At 71.7% G+C, this 17,084-nt stretch carries 10 protein-coding genes and 3 pseudogenes; 7 read left to right on the forward strand and 6 right to left on the reverse strand.

Annotated features, from left to right (window positions below; genetic code table 11):
- Nucleotides 1–188: 188 nt before the first annotated feature.
- Entirely contained in the window at nt 189–617 is a 429-nt protein-coding gene (locus tag ACEXOX_RS06685; RefSeq protein ID WP_406519526.1) for a nuclear transport factor 2 family protein, read from the reverse strand.
- A 314-nt stretch (nt 618–931) separates the two neighbouring features.
- Between ACEXOX_RS06685 and ACEXOX_RS06690 the strand changes: the two genes are divergently transcribed.
- A complete protein-coding gene (locus ACEXOX_RS06690; RefSeq protein ID WP_030018699.1) occupies nt 932–1,210 on the forward strand; it encodes a DUF6355 family natural product biosynthesis protein in 279 nt (92 codons plus the stop codon).
- A 127-nt stretch (nt 1,211–1,337) separates the two neighbouring features.
- Here ACEXOX_RS06690 and ACEXOX_RS06695 read toward each other — a convergent pair whose 3' ends face one another.
- Together ACEXOX_RS06695 and ACEXOX_RS06700 are read right to left on the reverse strand one after the other, a co-directional pair.
- Nucleotides 1,338–2,555, reverse strand: coding sequence for a glycosyltransferase (locus ACEXOX_RS06695; RefSeq protein WP_406519527.1), 1,218 nt, complete (start codon nt 2,553–2,555; stop codon nt 1,338–1,340).
- A pseudogene (locus ACEXOX_RS06700) lies at nt 2,555–5,406 on the reverse strand (CDP-glycerol glycerophosphotransferase family protein). The gene ACEXOX_RS06695 and the pseudogene ACEXOX_RS06700 overlap by 1 nt, the downstream one beginning before the upstream one ends.
- Nucleotides 5,407–6,123: 717 nt before the next feature.
- Between ACEXOX_RS06700 and ACEXOX_RS06705 the strand changes: the two are divergent.
- Complete coding sequence (locus ACEXOX_RS06705) at nt 6,124–6,858, forward strand: lysophospholipid acyltransferase family protein (protein ID WP_406519528.1); 735 nt, start codon at nt 6,124–6,126, stop codon at nt 6,856–6,858.
- A 59-nt stretch (nt 6,859–6,917) separates the two neighbouring features.
- On the opposite strand, the gene ACEXOX_RS06710 is transcribed toward ACEXOX_RS06705, so the two are convergent.
- The 3 genes and pseudogenes from ACEXOX_RS06710 to ACEXOX_RS06720 all read right to left on the reverse strand — a co-directional run.
- Entirely contained in the window at nt 6,918–7,409 is a 492-nt protein-coding gene (locus ACEXOX_RS06710; RefSeq protein ID WP_406519529.1) for a hypothetical protein, read from the reverse strand.
- A pseudogene (locus ACEXOX_RS06715) lies at nt 7,319–7,749 on the reverse strand (alpha/beta hydrolase); the annotation flags it as partial. The pseudogene ACEXOX_RS06715 and the gene ACEXOX_RS06710, both read right to left, overlap by 91 nt.
- Nucleotides 7,744–8,121 (reverse strand): annotated as a pseudogene (locus ACEXOX_RS06720) (alpha/beta hydrolase); the annotation flags it as partial. The pseudogenes ACEXOX_RS06720 and ACEXOX_RS06715, both read right to left, overlap by 6 nt.
- Before the next feature lie 260 nt (nt 8,122–8,381).
- On the opposite strand from ACEXOX_RS06720, the gene ACEXOX_RS06725 reads away from it, so the two are divergent.
- The 5 genes from ACEXOX_RS06725 to ACEXOX_RS06745 all read left to right on the forward strand — a co-directional run bounded on the left by ACEXOX_RS06725 (nt 8,382) and on the right by ACEXOX_RS06745 (nt 17,000).
- Nucleotides 8,382–9,065, forward strand: coding sequence for a histone deacetylase (locus tag ACEXOX_RS06725; RefSeq protein WP_406519530.1), 684 nt, complete (start codon nt 8,382–8,384; stop codon nt 9,063–9,065).
- A gap of 290 nt (nt 9,066–9,355) precedes the next feature.
- Nucleotides 9,356–10,753 (forward strand): MFS transporter, encoded by a 1,398-nt coding sequence (locus ACEXOX_RS06730; RefSeq protein WP_406519531.1) that lies wholly within the window; start codon nt 9,356–9,358, stop codon nt 10,751–10,753.
- Nucleotides 10,754–10,945: 192 nt separating this feature from the next.
- Nucleotides 10,946–12,514, forward strand: a complete 1,569-nt coding sequence (locus tag ACEXOX_RS06735; RefSeq protein ID WP_406519532.1) for a non-ribosomal peptide synthetase — start codon at nt 10,946–10,948, stop codon at nt 12,512–12,514.
- A gap of 137 nt (nt 12,515–12,651) precedes the next feature.
- A complete protein-coding gene (locus ACEXOX_RS06740; protein WP_406519533.1) occupies nt 12,652–15,843 on the forward strand; it encodes a non-ribosomal peptide synthetase in 3,192 nt (1,063 codons plus the stop codon).
- Nucleotides 15,840–17,000 carry an acyl-CoA dehydrogenase family protein gene (locus ACEXOX_RS06745; RefSeq protein ID WP_406519534.1) on the forward strand — a complete coding sequence of 387 codons (1,161 nt, stop codon included), beginning with the start codon at nt 15,840–15,842 and terminating at the stop codon, nt 16,998–17,000. The genes ACEXOX_RS06740 and ACEXOX_RS06745 overlap by 4 nt, the downstream gene beginning before the upstream one ends.
- Nucleotides 17,001–17,084 lie beyond the last annotated feature (84 nt).

Below are 17,084 nucleotides of genomic sequence, written 5' to 3' on the forward strand. Positions count from 1 at the left end.
ACGGGGGAGCACACGGGGACGTACGCCGTGATGGCGCAGTGGCCCCCGTGCACGGTGGTCACCCAGTTCTACGGAGGGCACAGAGGCACCGACTCAGCGCTCCGCGCAACGCGATGATTTCCGCCCGCCCGGTGCGCCGCCCCCTTACACTGCCCCGCTCGCGCGCCGTACCGGCGACCGCGCCGGGTTCAGAGGTTGTCGCCCCAGCCGCCCTGGACCATGGTCTGGAACGCCCACCGCCCGTCCCGTCGGATCAGGATGTCGGCGTACCGCAGCTGCTGGCTCCGGCCCTCCTGGGTCATGGTCGAGTCCGTGAAGACCACGGCCATCGCGGGCGAGAGGAAGACCGGCGTCCGGGTGGAGGTGAAGGTGATGTCCTCGTTCCCCTCGCCCATCACCTGGGTCATCGTCGCGACGTACTGCTCCCGGTCCCACTGCGCCGAACGGCCGTCGCCGGCCGAGTCGTCACTCACCAGGTTGAGCGGGAACACGGCCATGTCGGCCATGCGCGCGACATCGCGCTTCGCGCTCCGGGCGTCGTACTCCGCGAACCAGGCGTCCAGGCTCGCACGGTCCTCGTCGGTCGGTATGTAGCCGGTGTCGGGCAGAAAGGTCACGCGCGGTTCCCCTCGATCGATCTCGGACGCGCGCCCACCCCACGTGGCCGCACAGAAGGAAAGTACGCCCGACGAAGCGACTAGTCAAGCTTGATTAGTACGGAATAGAGGGGGCCGCCCTTGAGTCATCGGCCACCGCCCCGTCGAACTCACGTGGTCCGCCTCAGCACTCGAACCGGTGGTTTCCGATCCCCGTACGAGTGAGACGACCTGACGGTCCCGGGTGGCCGAAGCGACGCTCTCCACGTGCCGAGGCGACTCCCGCCCGGCACCGGAAGGTCGACATCTTCCTACCTCGACAAGGAGTCATGCACATGAGCCTTCGCCGTTCTCTGCTGGCGACTCTCGGCGCCACGGCCCTCGCGCTCGGCATGTCCGTCGCGGGCGCTCCCGGCGCCTCCGCCAACCCCTGCGGCTTCTACGAGACTTCGAGGGACGCGTACTACCACCACTGCACGAGCGACGGCTCACGCGTGATCATCGAAGTGGAGGTGTTCGGTCCCAACTACGAGCGCTGTGTGGGCCCCGGGGTCACCTGGCTCGGCTCTTCCGGGAAGATCGACGGCGCGCACTACGTGGGGCGCACCTGCTGACCCGTCCATAGTGGCCACCGGCACGGTCCGATGAGCCCCTGGCAGCGACCACCGCGAAGACAGGCTGGTGGCCGCTGCCAGGAGGGACGGTTCATCCTTTGATCAGCCTTTGGCGTGCTTCACCGCTTCATCGTTGGAGGAAGGTGAAGAGGTTCTCCCAGCGCTGGACGATTGCGTCGGTGGCGTAGCGCTGGATGTTGGTGCGGGCGGTCTCGCCCATGCGGTCGCGCAGGGTCTGGTCGCTGATGAGGGCCTCCAGGTGGCGGGCGAGTTCGCTGGTGTTGCCGGGCGGGGCGAGCAGGCCGTCCTCGCCGTGGCGGATGATTTCGCGGACGCCGGGGGCGACGTCGAAGGCCACGCACGGCACGGCGGTGGCCATCGCCTCCATCGGCGCCAGCGGGAAGCCCTCGCCGCGGGAGCTGAGCACGAACACCGAGGCCTGGCGCAGCGCGCCGGGCACGTCGTGGGTGCGGCCCATGAAGGTGACGCTGTCGGCGATGCCCAGCTGGGCGCTCTGCTTGCGCAGTGCTTCTTCCTCCTCGCCGGCGCCGTACAGGCGCAGGGTCCAGTGCGGGTGGCGGGCGGCGAGCTGGGCCCAGGCCTCCAGCAGCAGGTCGACGCCCTTTTCCTCGTGCAGGCGCCCGATGCTGGCGACCACCTTGTGGGTGCGCGGTGAGGGCACCTCGGGGTAGAAGGGCAGGGGGTTGGGCATGAAGCCGACGTTGTCCATGCGCTGGCGGATCCAGGCGTCGGCGTCCTCGCGGGTCAGCGCCAGCATCCGGTCGACGTCCCGGTAGTAGGTCTTCACGCGCTGGAAGCGGGAGGATTTGCGGCAGGTCTCGAAGGACTCGTGGCTCATGCCGATCACGGTGTGCCCGCCGGTGCCGGCCAGCGCCACCCATTCCATCGCCCAGATTTGGGTGACGATGATGACCGCGCCCGGGCGGGCGGCGGTGAACAGCTGGGTGAGTTTGGCGGCCTGGGCGCGCATGCCGGCCTCGCGGGCCGCCCGGCGCCGGTGCTCGGCCCAGTTCGCCCGGTCTTTGAGCGTGCGCACCGGGCGGACCTGCGGCGGGTGCTCGTCATACAGGGTGGTGGTGGCATACGGCAGGTCGTCGGCCAGGGTGCGGGCGCGGCCGGGCGGCGGCGGGGTGATGCCGATCAGGTGCACCCGGTGGCCGCGGGCCGCGAACAGCCCGGCCATCTGGTGCGACCAGCTGGTGATGCCGCCCAGCTCGTTGACGCTGTTGGAGACGAAGAAGACATCGCGCACCGGATCGGCCTGGGAGGTGCTGGCGGTGTCGGGGGCCGGGTGGGTGTCTGCGGGTGTGGGGGTGGCGGTCATCAACGGCTCCAGTGGGAGAAGAACTGCTCGACGAGGGTGCGGGCGGCGTTGCCGTGCTCGTACTCGCCGAAGTGGGCGACAAAGCGCTTGCGGGCCGCGGCGAACTCCGGGCCGCCCGTGCCCAGGTCCTCAAGCGCCGCGAAGAACGCCTCTTCGCTCTCCACCAGCGGCCCCGGCGCATGCTCGCGCAGATCGAAGTAGGTGCCGCGCTGCTCGTGCACATACGCCTGGTAGTCGTAGGTGAAGAACACCATCGGCCGGTCCAGCAGCGCATAGTCGAACATCACCGACGAGTAGTCGGTCACCAGCACATCGGCCAGCTCCAAGAACGGCGCCACGTCATGGTGCGCCGAGACATCGATGACCGAGCCCGCCACCGTCGGCGGCAGCGTCACATGGTTGAGGTAGTGCGAGCGCACCAGCAGCACATAGCGGTCGGCGAACCGCTCGGCGAACCGCTCCACATCGAAGGGCAGCTCGAAGCGGTGCGAGCGCCCCCGCTGGTGCGGAACGTCGGCGCATACAAGATGATCTGCTTGTCCGCGGCGATGCCCAGCTCGGCGGCGAGCGGGCCGCGCACCCGCGCCCCGCCGGCCTCCTCGGCCTTGCGGGCCTGCACCAGCGCGTCGTTGCGCGGATAGCCCACCCGCAGCAGGGCCCGCTCCGGCAGCCGAAACGCCCTGGCCAGCGTGCGCACATCATGCTCCGAGCGCACCAGGAACCGGTCGAAGCGGTCCAGCGCCCGCTGCTGCTCGGCCTGCTGCGCCCGCGTCAGCATCTTCTGCGCCGGCTGGTCGAAGCCCATCTTCTTCAGCGCCGACCCGTGCCAGGTCTGCAGATAGGTGGTCTCCGGGCGCTTGTCCAGCTTCAGCGGGAAAGACTGGTTGTCCACCCAGAACTCCGCCTGCGCCAGCGCCTTGAGATACGGCAGCGACCAGCGCCGCACCAGCGTCGCCTCGGCCGGAAACGCCCCCGGATCCCCGCTGTAGGACCAGTACGCCTCGAACTCCAGGCCCTGGCGGCGCATCTCCTCATACAGCGCCCGCGGACTGTCACTGTACTGACGCCCCAGATGACTTTCGAAGACCACCGTGCGCTTTTTGACCGGCAGCCGCGAAAACACCTCCCGATAGGCCCGCAGCCGGGTCTCCCCCGACGTCAGCGTCCGGCGCAGCGCCCGCGCCCGGCGGTAGCCGGACTTCGCCAGCGCCCCCGGCCGGCCCGCGACCGACTTGCCGATCAGCTCCCGGGCCCGCTCCCGGCCCGCATCCTCGCCCACCAGCTCGAACGCCAGATGCCCCCTGGCCGACACGTGCGGGCGCACATGGTCGGCGACCATCCGCGTCAGCCGCGGCCGCACCGGCAGCGCCCGCCCCGGCAGCCGGGTGTCCGCCACACTCAGCCGCGTGGTGGTACGCACCCCGTCCGCCTCGAGGACCAGCCGCACATCCCACACCGCATCGATGATGCCCAGCGGCCGCAGCCGCCCGCTGACATCGGCCACCGCCTCCCACTCGATGACCTCCCCCGCATGGCGCACCGCCTGCACGGGAAAGGTGAACGCCTGCAGCCCCCGGCGCCGCGCGGTGAACTCCAGCTCCGCCCGCAGCCCGGCCCCCTCGCCGATCCGGCCCAGCGCATTGGTGATCCGCCCGGCCAGCCGCACCCCGCCGCACCCGGCCGCCTCGAAGACGGTCAGCTCATTGCGCAGGAACATCTTCTCCAGCGGCCGCGTGTGATACCCCAGATCCGTCACATCCAGCACCTGCCGGCCCAGCGGATCCTCCAAATGCTCCGCGCACCAGAACACCCGCCCGTCTCGCTCGACCAGCGGCACCGCCACCTTGCCCGGATTCAGCAGCGCATCCACCGCCGGCAGCAGATGCGCCCAGTCCCCGCGCCCCAGCAGATACCCGCAGACCGCCTGCAGCGGCTGCGCCCGCCCGTAGGCCTGCGGATCCAGCGTCGCCAGATACCCCGCCGACAAACGCGCGAACTTAGCCCGGTACTCCTCATCACGGAACGGCAGATCCCGCAGATGCAGCACCAGATCGTGCTTGAGGAACTTCACATCCTTCGCCCGCCGCAGCTCCGCCAGCCCCCGCTCGGCCAGCATCGCATCGATCCGCCGGTGCACCTCCAGCCGGTGCTCATAATTGGTCATCTCATGACGCCGGTTGGTCACCGACTTGACCGCCGCCGCCTGATGCACATGCCAGAAATACACCTGGTTCGGAATCAGCGTGATCCGCGACGCCGCCAGATACGCCTCGGCGATGAACTGCAGATCCTCATAGAACATCCCCTTGGGAAACCGCAGATCATGCTCCAGCAGAAACTCCCGCCGATAACACTTGTTCGTCGACAACGTGTCCCACACGAACAGATCCGGCAGCTCCTGGACCGAATCAATCGTCCGCGTCTGCCCGTACAGCCACGCATACCACTCATCACGCTTCTCGACCGGCCCGTCCTTGTGCAGCCGCACACACAGACCCGACACCAGATCCGCCCCGGTCTCCCGCGCCGCCTCCACCAGATTCCGGCACGCATGACGCTCCAGCACATCATCACTGTCCAGGAACATCACATAACGCCCCACCGCCTCCCGAATCCCCCGGTTACGCGGCTCACCCCCCGCCCCACTGTTCTCCTCCAGCCGAAACGCCCGCACCCGCCCCGGCCACCGCCCCGCCAGCCCCTGCGCCACCGCAAAAGAACCATCCGAACTGCAATCATCGACAATCACCACCTCGACATCACCGAACGACTGCTCCAGCACCGACCCCACCGCAGCAGGCAACCGCTCCGCATCGTTGTAGACGATGACAACCACAGATATCTCAGTCACAGAACACCATCTCTGAAGTAAACAGATCCCCGGGGCGGCGCGGGCGCCTCACCGAGGAGACGGGCCCGACGGCCGTGCCGAAAGGGCACTGCGCACGGACGCGTGCGGTCCCCGCGCAGGTCGACCGTCGCGTCGGGCGCACTCGGTCACAAGGTCACAAGGTCAGAACAGCTGGTTGCGGATGGACCAGCTCCCTCCGACCGGTACGGAGCCGCCGGGTGGAACGGCACCCCGGGCACGCCCGCCCGCGCGGCGCCGCGGCACTCCGCAGCGGCCCCCGGGGCGCTGCGTGGCGGTCGGCGTGAGACGCGCGTGACGACGTGTGTGAGGCGTTCGCAACCCGGTTCCCCCTGTGAAGAGCGCCACCCGCCCCGCATGTCCGGAAGACGGACGGCATCAGCCGCTTTCCGGGACGATACCGCCAGTCGGCTGATTGCCGGGTATGGGGTGAATACCTGGGGCGGAACGAGCGAGTAACGGGGACGGTCCGTCACCGCGTGGACACGCAGTGCGTGTGCGCAGCCCATGACGGATATCACCGGAAGATCACCGATCATCCGGCTGGTCGCCGTAACGATCTCTTCGGGCGTATCCGGTCGCCGACGGGTGGTTACGGCACGCCGGTGTCCGCACGTACACTATTTCCCCTTGCACCTCGCCTGACCTGCGAAAACACCCGACGCCGATGCCGGTTCCGGAGCGTGAGGGGGAAGCCCTGTGTTCTACCAGGTTCTCAAGTACGTATTTCTGGGGCCGTTACTGAGGCTGCTCTTCCGGCCGCACGTGGAAGGGCTGGACAATGTACCGCCGACCGGGGCGGCCATCATCGCGGGAAATCATCTGTCGTTCTCGGACCACTTCGTGATGCCGGTGATCGTGCCGCGCCGGGTCACTTTTCTGGCAAAGGCCGAATATTTCACCGGCCCCGGAGTGCGGGGTCGGTTGACCGCTGCTTTCTTCCGCGGCGTGGGCCAGATTCCGGTGGACCGGTCCGGCGGAAAGGCTGCACAGGCCGCCTTGAAATCCGGGCTGGCGGTGCTACGGAAAGGACGGGTGCTGGGAATCTATCCGGAGGGGACACGCTCGCACGACGGCCGGCTGTACAAAGGCCGTACGGGTGTGGCGGCAATGGCGATCAAGGCGCAGGTGCCGGTCGTGCCGTGCGCGATGATCGGCACGTTCGAGGCGCAGCCCACCGGACGGCGGCTGCCGCGCGCCATGCGGATCACGGTCCGTTTCGGCAAGCCGCTGGAGTTCGGGCGGTTCGCCGGGCTGGACGGCGAACACGCCGCGCTGCGCGCCGTCACCGACGAGATCATGTACGAGATTCTGCGGCTCTCCGGACAGGAGTACGTGGACATGTACGCGAACGAGGCGAAGGCACGGCAGCAGGCGCCCCGCGGCCTTACCCGACGCCTGCGCCCCGACCGCGGTGTCAGGCCTTCGGATTGAGCTTCGGACCGAAGTGGTGGAGAGCGTCCGTCACTTCGGTCCAGTACAGACCATTACGGTCAGCGGGCCCAGCCCGTATAGCTCTGCTGACCCCCGTGCCGCTGGCGGCCGGCGGGGCGGCTGCGTTCGCCGGGGTCCAGTGCCGAGGCGACGGCCCGTACGAGCCAGGCGTTGACCGACAGGCCCTCCTGGCCCGCCACGTCCTCGACCCGGGCCTTGAGGTGGGCGGGCAGTCGGAAGTTGATCCGGGCCGTGCCGCCCTCGCCGCCGTCGACGGGGGCGGCGGCCGGCGCGGCGGTCCATGCGCTGCTCGGCGCGCTTTCGGGCTCGTCCTGTTCGTACGGCTGAGGGGCCGGCGGGGCCGTCACCACGAACTCGGGATCGAGGCCGCGCAGCCGTACGTCGACGGAACCCGGCGCCAGGTCCCGGGTGACCTCCCCCATCGCGGCGGACAGCGCGTTCAGCAGGGTGAGGCGGGCGGCCGACTCCAGCGGGGCGGTGAGCCGCTCGGCGAGGGCACGCGCTTCGTCTCCTCCCGCGTCCGCGGCCACCGCGAGTTCGTGCCGGAGGTTGTCGACGTAGGGCGTGAGGTCCATAACGCCATGGTGGCACACGTGTGGCGCCACTCTTTGCCGGGCGGCACCACATGCCCCCCGGTCAGGAAGTAGGCGTCGACCCGGTTGTCGATGCAGGGGTTGACCAGACCGGCGACACCGTGCGAGCCGCCCCCTGCTCGGTGATCAGGCGCGAGCCCTTGAGGCGCTTGCGCAGCTCGACGGCGCCGCTGTACGGGGTCGCCGCGTCACGGGTGCTCTGCACGATCAGGACGCTGGGCAGGCCCTTGCCGCTTCGTACCTCGACCGGGGTCCGCTGCTTCTCCGGCCAGGTGGCGCGGGTCGGGAACTTCATGCCCGAGCCGCCGGGGTTGTAGAGGAGGGAGCCCTGCCGCTCGCTCTTGCCGCCGGTGTTGCCGATCCGGTCCACGACGATCTTGATGGTGCGGCCGTCGGGCTCGGCGTAGTCGACCGGCACGGTCACATGGCCGCACTGGATGGGGGCCTTCAGGCCCCAGTCGGCAGGGCAGGTCTGCCAGTCGACGCCCTGCTCGGCCGCGCGGGCGGCGGCGGCCCGCACGCCGCGGTCCTCGGCCGAGCCGCGGTGGTGCCGCCGACCCGCGCCGGCGGGTGTGGCGGTTATCGCTCCGGCTACGAGCGCGCCGGTCACCAGGGTGCCGGCGGCGCCGAGCGCTGCTGTTCGTCTCATGTGGGGCCCCCTGTACAAAGCGCCGCGGAAAGGCGGCGGTGATCACAGAGCTGCACGAGGGATCCTGTCTTCTGCCGCCCCCTGTGAACAGGGCTCACTTCCATTTCTTTACCAAACCGCAGGATTCGCTCGGTGATCTGTGGTGGCGACGGGCGCACCATGGCTTACGACCTGGTTTATAGCCGTATGTACGGCTTGACATGCGGCTCGGCCCTGGGTGCCGCCCGGCCCGGGCGGCGCATCGGCGAAGGGATGTTGCGGTGCACGTCTGGTACGTGTCGTACGGCTCCAACATGCACGGCGCACGGCTGCGCCATTACCTGGCGGGCGGGCGCCCGCCGGGCGGCCTGCGTACGTGTCCGGGGTGCCGTGACCCCAGGCCGCCCGCCCGTTCCGTACCGGTCGTCCTGCCGGGGACCATGTACTTCGCGCTGGAGTCGCTGAACTGGACGGGCGGCGTGGCGTTCTACGACCCGGACGGGCCCGGCGAGGTCTGGGCCCGCGCCCACCTGGTGACACGGAGCCAGTTCTCCGACATCGCCGCACAGGAGATGCACCGGAAGCCGGCGGCGGACCTGGACTTGGCCGAAGTGCTGGAGCGGGGACGGGCCCGGTTCGGCCCCGGCCGCTACGAGACGCTGGTGCATCCCGGCTCGCTGGACGGCCTGCCGCTGCTCACCTTCACCGCGCCGTGGCGTGCGGGCGAGGTCCCGCGTACGCAGCCGACCGACGCCTATCTGGCGCATCTGTCGTCGGGGCTGCGGGAGGCGGGCGGCTGGGACGACGAGCAGATCACGGAGTACCTGGACCGGTGCCGGCTGGGCCTGACCGTACGGCCCGGGTCGGGCAGGCGGCGCGGGCGTTCCGGGCGCGGCGCGGGACCGGCGCACCGGGCCCTGGAGGTGGACCGCCGGGCGCCGGAGCCGGAGGCCAGGCGATCGTGACCACGCTGGGTTCACAGCTCGTAACACACTCCGCGCTGCCCGTCAGCAGTCCTTACGGCTTCTGAACATCCCCAGCCGCACTTACCGGACATTCGCTCGACGGCCGAAAAAACGGTCGCCGAGTGAACGTTTGGTGAGGATGTAGCAGGTCACCTCAGGGCAGGGTGGACCGGAGAGAACGGACGGTTTACGACAAAACATTCGCACAGCGTCCGGAATGCGGATCAAGCTGTCCGGAAAACCTACGGTCGTTTTGACCCGCCCCCTCTTCATCACCAAATGTCAGCCATGTGACCACCTCACGAGCCTCCGGCAGCCGCGCCGGTGACGGGCTCCTCCGCCATCGCGACTTCCGGCTGCTGCTCGCCGGGGCCGCGGCCAGCCAGGCAGGCACCCAAGTGGCCCTCGTGGCCCTGCCCCTGGTGGCCGTCGTCGGGCTGCACGCCTCGGCTTTCGAAGTGGGCCTGCTCACCGCGGCCGAGACCGCCGCGTTCCTGCTCATCGGGCTGCCGGCGGGCGCCTGGGTGGACCGGGTCCGGCGGCTGCCGCTGCTGATCCGTACGGATGTGGTGCGCGCGGTGGCGATGGGCAGCGTGCCGCTCGCCGCGGCGTGCCACGCCCTGACGATGGCCCAGCTGTACGTGGTGGCCTTTGTCACCGGCGTCGCCACCGTGTTCTTCGACGTCGCCCACCAGAGCTATCTGCCGAGGGTGCTGCCCGGCCCGCGACTGGTGGCGGGCAACGGGGCGCTGGAGACCGCGCGTTCGGCGGCGCAGGTGGCCGGGCCCGGACTGGGCGGCGGCATCGTCCAACTGCTCGGGCCGCCGGTGGCCGTACTGGCCAACGCGGCCGGATACCTCGCGTCCGCCCTGTTCCTGCGCGGCATCCGCGTCCGGGAGCCGGAGCCCGAGGTCACGCCGGGTGTGTCGCTGTCCGCGCAGGTCAAGGAAGGCCTGGCCTTCGTACTGCGGCATCCCGTACTGCGCGTGATCGCGCTGTCGACCGGGGTGGCGAACTTCTTCTCGGCGATGCTCGTCGCCGTACAGACCGTGTTCCTGACCCGCGACCTGGGCCTGCCGCCCGGTGTGCTCGGGCTGATCCTGTCCGCCTCCGCCGTCGGCGGCCTGACCGGGGCGCTGTGTGCCGGGACGGTGGCCCGGCGGCTGGGACAGGCCCGCATCATCTGGCTCGCTCCCCTGGTCACCGGGCCGTTCGCCCTGCTGTGGCCGCTGTCCGGGCAGGGGCCCGCCGCCGGATGGTTCGCGCTCGGCTCGGGCGCCGTCTTCTTCGGCGCGGTCGTCTACAACGTGGCCCAGGTGAGCTTCCGGCAACTGCTCTGCCCCGACGCGCTGCTGGGGCGGATGAACGCCACGCTGCGGTTCATGGTCTGGGGGACCATGCCGCTCGGCGCGCTGGCCGGCGGATCCATCGCCGGAGCGGCCGGACCGCGGGCCGCCGTATGGGTGTGCGCGGTGGGCTTCCTGCTCGTACCGATCCCCCTGCTGCTGTCCCCCTGCGCAAGCTGCGGGACCTGCCGGCCGCCGGAGAAGCGCACGGAGAGGCGGCGGACGGAGCTGGATCCGGGGCGGCTTCCGAGGCAGTTGATGCGCCCGGAGCGGCCGGCTGACCCACCCGCCGACGTGGGTCAGCCGGCCGGTGGGCCGGAGCTTGTGGGTCGGAGCCTGTGATCCGGCCGCCGTGCTCCCGCGCGGTTTCCGCGTGCGCGGCTGCGGCTGCGGCTGCGTCCGCACGCCTCACACCGACCATCCATCTCGTACATCGCACGCGGCTCATACGTCTCGTATGCATCCGCTACGACTCATACGTCTCACACGTCTCGTCCGCAACGCCCCGTCCGCGGCGGCGCAAAGGAGGTCATCGTGGATCCCAGCACGACAATCGGTATCAGCACCGGCCAGCCGGCCGGCACCGGCGTCCGTACCCGCTTCACCACCGACACCGGCGCCCGCCGGGCTACCGTCAACATCACCGAGCAGTACCTCGCCCGCTACGAGAAGGCCGCCGCCGGGGTGAGCGACCCGGCGACGCTGCTGCCCGTCACCGGTGCGCAGCGGCGCTTCCTGCTCGCCCGGCGGCTCGCGCCCGGTGGGCGGCCCGATGTCGTACCGCTGTTCTTCGCCTTCCCGCGCGGCACGATCGACCTGGAGCGGCTGCGTGCGGCCGCGGGCCACCTGGCCGCGGCGCACCCCGCGCTGCGTACCCGGTCCGACGTCCTGCGCGGGGCGCCCGTCCAGCGGCTCGGTACGCCTGAGGCGCAGGTGAACAGGGTGACTCCGCGCCCCGGCGAGAGCGCGGCGGCGGCCCTGCGCCGGACGCTGCTGGCCTGGTCGGCCGAGGGCCCGCCGCTGCGGCTGTTCCTGGCCGACGCCGATGGCTCCTCCGGTGCCCGTACCGACTCCGGTGCCGGTGGCGATCGCGCTGCCGATGCGCACGCCGACACCGACAGCTCCACCGGCCCCGTGGAAATCCTCGCCCTGGCCCTGGACCACGCCGTGTGCGACGAGCAGTCGCTCGGCCGGATCTCCGCCGACCTCGGCGAGGCGTACGGGCACGGGCTCGGTCCCGGCGATGTGCCGCAGGACCGTGCCGCGGTGGAGGTGGCCGGGTACCGGGAGGCCGTACGCCTGCAACTCGACGCGGAGAAGAGGGCGTCGGGGCCGGACGCGCTCGCGTACTGGGCCCGCAGGATCGCCCCGGCGCTCGCGGACAGCGACGCGAGTGCGGCTCCCGGTCAGCCCGCTGCCCGGCAAGCGTCCGCACCGGCCGCACCGGCCGCACCTCGACCCACCGGTGCGCTTCAAGCGCGCCTCCCGGTCCGAAGCGGTGACGGGCGGTCCACCGCCTTCCCCGTGCTGCTCGGGGCGTGCGGAAGTGTCGCGCGCTCTCTGGGCGAGGCGAAAGCGCCTGGGCGTACGCCGCTGCTCGGCTACCCCTGGGGCGGCCGCCCCGCCGCGGCGCCGCCCGTCCTCGGCTGCTTCCTCAACACTGTCGTGCACCCGGCCTTCGCCTGCGGCCCGGACGACCTGACCACCACCTGGTGGGACGACCTCGACCACGCCGACACCCCGTTCGACGAGGTGGTCCGGGCGGCCCGGACGGCCACCGTCCCCTGGACGGGGCGGCTGGACGGTCTGCTGACCTTCGAGGACCTGCACCGCCGTCCGCCGCTGGAGCTGGACGGCGTCGCGGGCCGGGAGGTGCACATCGACGGGCGGCCGCTCCAGGCGCCGTTCGCGGTCTCCGTCTCGTACGGGTCCGACCTGCTCGTACGGCTGGCCTGGGACCGCGACGCCTTCCCGGACGGCCTCGTCCGCGACGCCTTCACCGCCCTGACCGCCGAACTGTCCGGCGGACCCGCCGAATCCGCCGGCACCCCGGCCGAACTGCCCGGCCAGGAGCGCACCACTACCACCACCCCCGTGGCCTGACCCGCACACCGGCGCCCCGGCCCTCACCCCGGGCCGGCACCGGCCCCGCCGTACCGCTCCACCCACCCGGCCCCGCGTCCGACCGACAGCGGGCGCCGGGCCGTGCCCACCCTCATCCACCACCCGAAGGATGGACCATGTTCGGACTCTCACCGTCCCAGGACGTCGTCTGGCTGCACGAGCAGATGCTGCCGGGCAGCCGTGCCTACAACTTCACGGCGTCGATCGACCTCTGGGGCCGGCTCGACGAGGCGGCCCTGCGCACCGCGCTCGGCGCCGCGCTCGACCGGCACGCCGGCCTGCGACTCGAACTTGTCGAGCGGTCGGGCGAGGTGCCCGAACAGCGGGTACGCGAACGATGTGAGCCACGGATGCGCACAGTGGACCTCTCCCAGGAGGCCGATCCGGAGGCCGCGTTCCAGGAGCTGCTGCGGAGCGAGGCCGAGACGCCGCTCGACACCACCGAGGCGCCGCTGCTGCGCTGGTGCCTGGCCCGGCTGGGCGAACGGCACCACCGGGTCGTGCACGTCGAGCACCACCTGATCCACGACGGCCACTCCTTCGCGATCCTGCTGCACGACGTGTTCACCGTGTACCGGGGTCAGGTGCTCGGCGAGCCGGTGGAGCTGTCGGCAGCACGCTCGTACGAGGACCACGCGCGCGCCGCGGCCGTCGCCGACCGGTCCGCCAGCCTGGCGCACTGGACGGCGGAGCTGTCGGACGCCACCTTCGACCTGCCGCTGCCCGGCCTCGCCCGGCCCGGTGCGCAGCGCCGCCACGCGGGCGGGCAGCTGCGCCAGGCCATCGGCGCCGACCTGGCCGAGCGGCTGCGGGAGAGCAGCCGCGCCCAGGGGCACACGCCGTTCTCCACGCTGCTGAGCCTGTTCGCGGAGCTGTTGCGTCGGCACAGCGGACGGACCGACATCGTTGTCGGCACGGCGGTGGGCAACCGTCCGGTGGGCTTCGAGGGCACCGTCGGCATGTTCGTCAACACGATTCCGCTGCGCCTGCGGCCGGATCCGGTCGCCGGGGCGTTGGAGACGGTGGACGAGGTCACCGACACGCTGATCCGGGCCCTGCCGCACCAGGAGGTGCCGGTGCAGGAGCTGACGCGGGCGCTCGGCCGGCACACCTCCGGCGCGGACAACCCGCTGTTCAGCGTGATGTTCAGCGCGCACGACGCGGCGCTGCCGGAGATCGAGGTGCCGGAGCTGGAGGTGGCGCTGTACGAGGGCTTCAACACCGGTACCACGCGCTTCGACCTGGACCTGGTGCTGATGCCGGACGACCGGCGGACGGTCGGTCCGCGGCAGGGCGCCGCGGGGATGACGCTGGTGTGGGACTACGACCGCGACCTGTTCGGCGAGGACGTGGTCCGACTCCTGTCGGAACGTTTCCTCGACGTACTGCGCGCCTACCTGGAGACCCCGGAAGCACCGCTGGCCTCGCTGGGAGCCGCCGCGGTGGCCGCTGACCGCGCCACCGGCCCGGAGGAGACGGACGCCCTCGCGGCCCTCCCCACCGACGAGGTGCTCGACCCGGTCGCCCGCCAGGACCCCGCCCGCCCCGCCCTCGTCGGCGGCACCCAGAGCCTGACGTACGGTCAGCTCGGCGCCCGGGCCGACGACCTGGCGCGCAGGCTCCGCGCGGCCGGAGTGACCGAGGGCCGTCCGGTGGCCGCCCTCCTTCCGCGCGGCACGGACTCCGTCGTCACGCTGCTCGCCTGTCTGCGGACCGGCGCCGTGTACTGCCCCCTCTCCCCCAACGACCCGGCCACGCGCCTGAAGACGCTGCTGGAGCGGCTGAATCCCGCGCTGGTGCTGGCCACCCGGGAGAGCGCGCTGTCGCTCCCGGCCGAAGGGCTGCCGGTGGCGCTGCTGGACGGCCCCGCGTTCCCGGAGGCGGCGGCCCCGGCTCGGGAGCTGGGCCCGGACGCCTTCAAGGACGCCGCGTACGTGATCCACACCTCCGGCTCCACCGGCCTGCCCAAGCCGGTCGTGGTGGGCCGGGCGGCGCTGGCGCAGCACGCCCGCGCCACGGCGGGCCGCTACGGCCTGACCGAGCGGGACCGGGTGCTGCTCTTCGCCCAGCCGTCCTTCGACGTGGCGCTGGAGGAGGTGCTGCCGTCGTTGCTGGCCGGTGCCTGCCTGGTGCTGCCGCAGCGCGAGGTGCCCACCCCGGACGAGCTGACCGCGGTCCTGGCGGCCCGTCGCGTCACCGTCGCCAACCTGCCGACCAGCTACTTCCTCGCCGTACGGCAGGAGCTGGGCGAGGCGCTGCGGGACGGCCGCTGGGCGCCGCGCGTGATCGTCCTGGGCGGTGAGCGGCTGCCGGTCGGCGCGCTGCGCGAGCTGTTCGACGCCGTGGACGCCGCCGCCGGGTCGCCGTCGGTCACCGTGCTCAACGCGTACGGCGTGACCGAGGCGGCGATCACCAGCACCGTCCACGAGGTGACCCGCGAAGACCTGCGGGACGGCGCCGAGGTGCCGCTCGGCGCGGAACTCCCGGGCACCCGGGTGCATGTGCTCGACGCCGGGCTGCGGCCGCTGCCCGCCGGCGCGGTCGGTGAACTGGCCGTCGCGGGCGCCGGACTGGCCGACGGATACTTCGGCAACGCGCAGGCCACCGCCGAGCGCTTCGTGACGCCGGACGCCCTGGACGGCGAGCGGGTCTACCGCACCGGCGACCTCGGCTACCGGGACCTGACCGGGCGGTTCTGCTTCCTGGGCCGCCGCGACAACCAGGTCAAGCTGCGGGGTTACCGCATCGAGCTGGAGGAGGTGGAGGCCGCGGCCTCCGTCGAGCTGGGCGGCCGGTCGTCCGCCGTCGTGCTCGACCCGGGCGGTCCCGCCGGGCCACGGCTGATCGGCTTCCTGGAGTCCCGTGCCGGGGACGGTGCGGAGCCGGACGAGCAGGAGCTGCACGCCGCGCTGTCCCGCCGGCTGCCCACCGCGCTCGTACCGGCCCGCTGGATCCGGCTGGACGCCATGCCGACGCTCCAGGGCGGCAAGCCCGACCGCGCGGCGCTGGCGTGCCGGGTGGCCGAGCTGCCGCCCGAGGAGGCGGCCGGGAGCACCGCGGCCGAGGCGTCCGGCGAGCCCGCCGACCCGCAGGTGGCGCTGCTCTCCGAGGCCTGGCGCGAGGTGCTGGGCCACGACGACTTCACCCCGGCGTCGCACTTCTTCCAGATCGGCGGCCACTCCCTGCTGGCCGCGCAGCTCGCCGCCTGGCTGGAGCCCCGGCTCGGCAGCCGGCCGCCGCTGCGGCTGTTCTTCCAGAACCCGGTGCTGGCCGACCAGGCCCGTGCGGTGCGGGAGGTCGCGGCGTGAGCAGCTACCCCTCGTCGGTCCTGGAGGCCGACCACCGGGAACTGACCGCCTCCTTCGAGGCGTTCATCCGCAAGGAGCTGGTGCCGCTGGCGGCGGACCTGCCGGAGGACGCCGACCTGCCCCCGGCCGAGCTGCGGGACTACGTCCGCCGGCGTTCGGCGGCCCTCGGCTTCTACGCGGGTGACTATCCCGAGGAGCTGGGCGGTTCCGGCATGCCGTTCACCGCCGTGGTACTGCTGCATCACGCGGCGGGCCGCAGCGGCTGCCCCCTCGCGCCGTACGCCCTCGCCGGCTCCGACGGTCCGAGTCCGCTGCTGCGGCACGGCACGGAGGAGCAGATCGAGCGCTATCTCAAGCCGCTGGTGCGCGGCGAGGCGGTGCGCTGTCTGGCGCTGACCGAACCGCACGCGGGCTCGGACGCGTTCCAGCTGACCACCACGGCCGTGCGGGACGAGGCGACCGGCGAGTGGATCCTCAAGGGCCGCAAGACCTTCGTGAGCAACGCCGACCGGGCGGACTTCACCCTGGTCGTCGCCTCGGCCGGGGGCGAGCCGACGGCCTTCGTGGTGGAGGCGGGCAACCCGGGGCTGCGGATCGGGCAGCGGTACGACGGCATGTCGGGCGAGCCGCTGTACGAGCTGCTGCTGGAGGACGCGCGGGTACCGGCGGACGCGGTGATCGGCGGCCCCGACGGGGTCGGTTCGGCGCTCGGCAACGGCATGGACAGCCTGTCCCGGGGCCGCCTGGTGGTGGCCGCGATGTGCGACGGCATCGCCGAGTACGCGCTGGAGCAGGGCATCGCGTACGCCCGTGAACGGCGGGCCTTCGGCGAGCGCATCGGCGCGTACCAGCATGTGCAGGAGCATCTGGTGACCAGCCGCGCGGAGATCGAGGCGGCCAAGCTGCTGACGCTGGCCTGCGCGCGGCTGGTGGACGGCGGCACGGAGGCGCCGGAGAACGCCGCGCTGGCCAAGCTGACCTCGTCGGAGACCGCGGTGCGGGTGGTGGACCGGGCCCTTCAGGTGCACGGCGCCACCGGGTGGGTGCGCGGGCATCCGCTGGAGTTCCTGTACCGCCATGTCCGGATGATGACGATCATCGAGGGGACCTCGGAGATCCAGAAGGTGATCATCGCCCGGTCCATGGGGCTCGGCTGAGCCGTCCGCCCTCCGGGGCCCGGGGGCCGGACCACCGCCCCCGGCCCCGCCCCTTACGAATGCGTGAACTCGCGAACCGCAGAG

Source organism: Streptomyces sp. Ac-502 (assembly GCF_045222935.1).
In the GTDB taxonomy this organism is placed as follows: domain Bacteria; phylum Actinomycetota; class Actinomycetes; order Streptomycetales; family Streptomycetaceae; genus Streptomyces; species Streptomyces monomycini.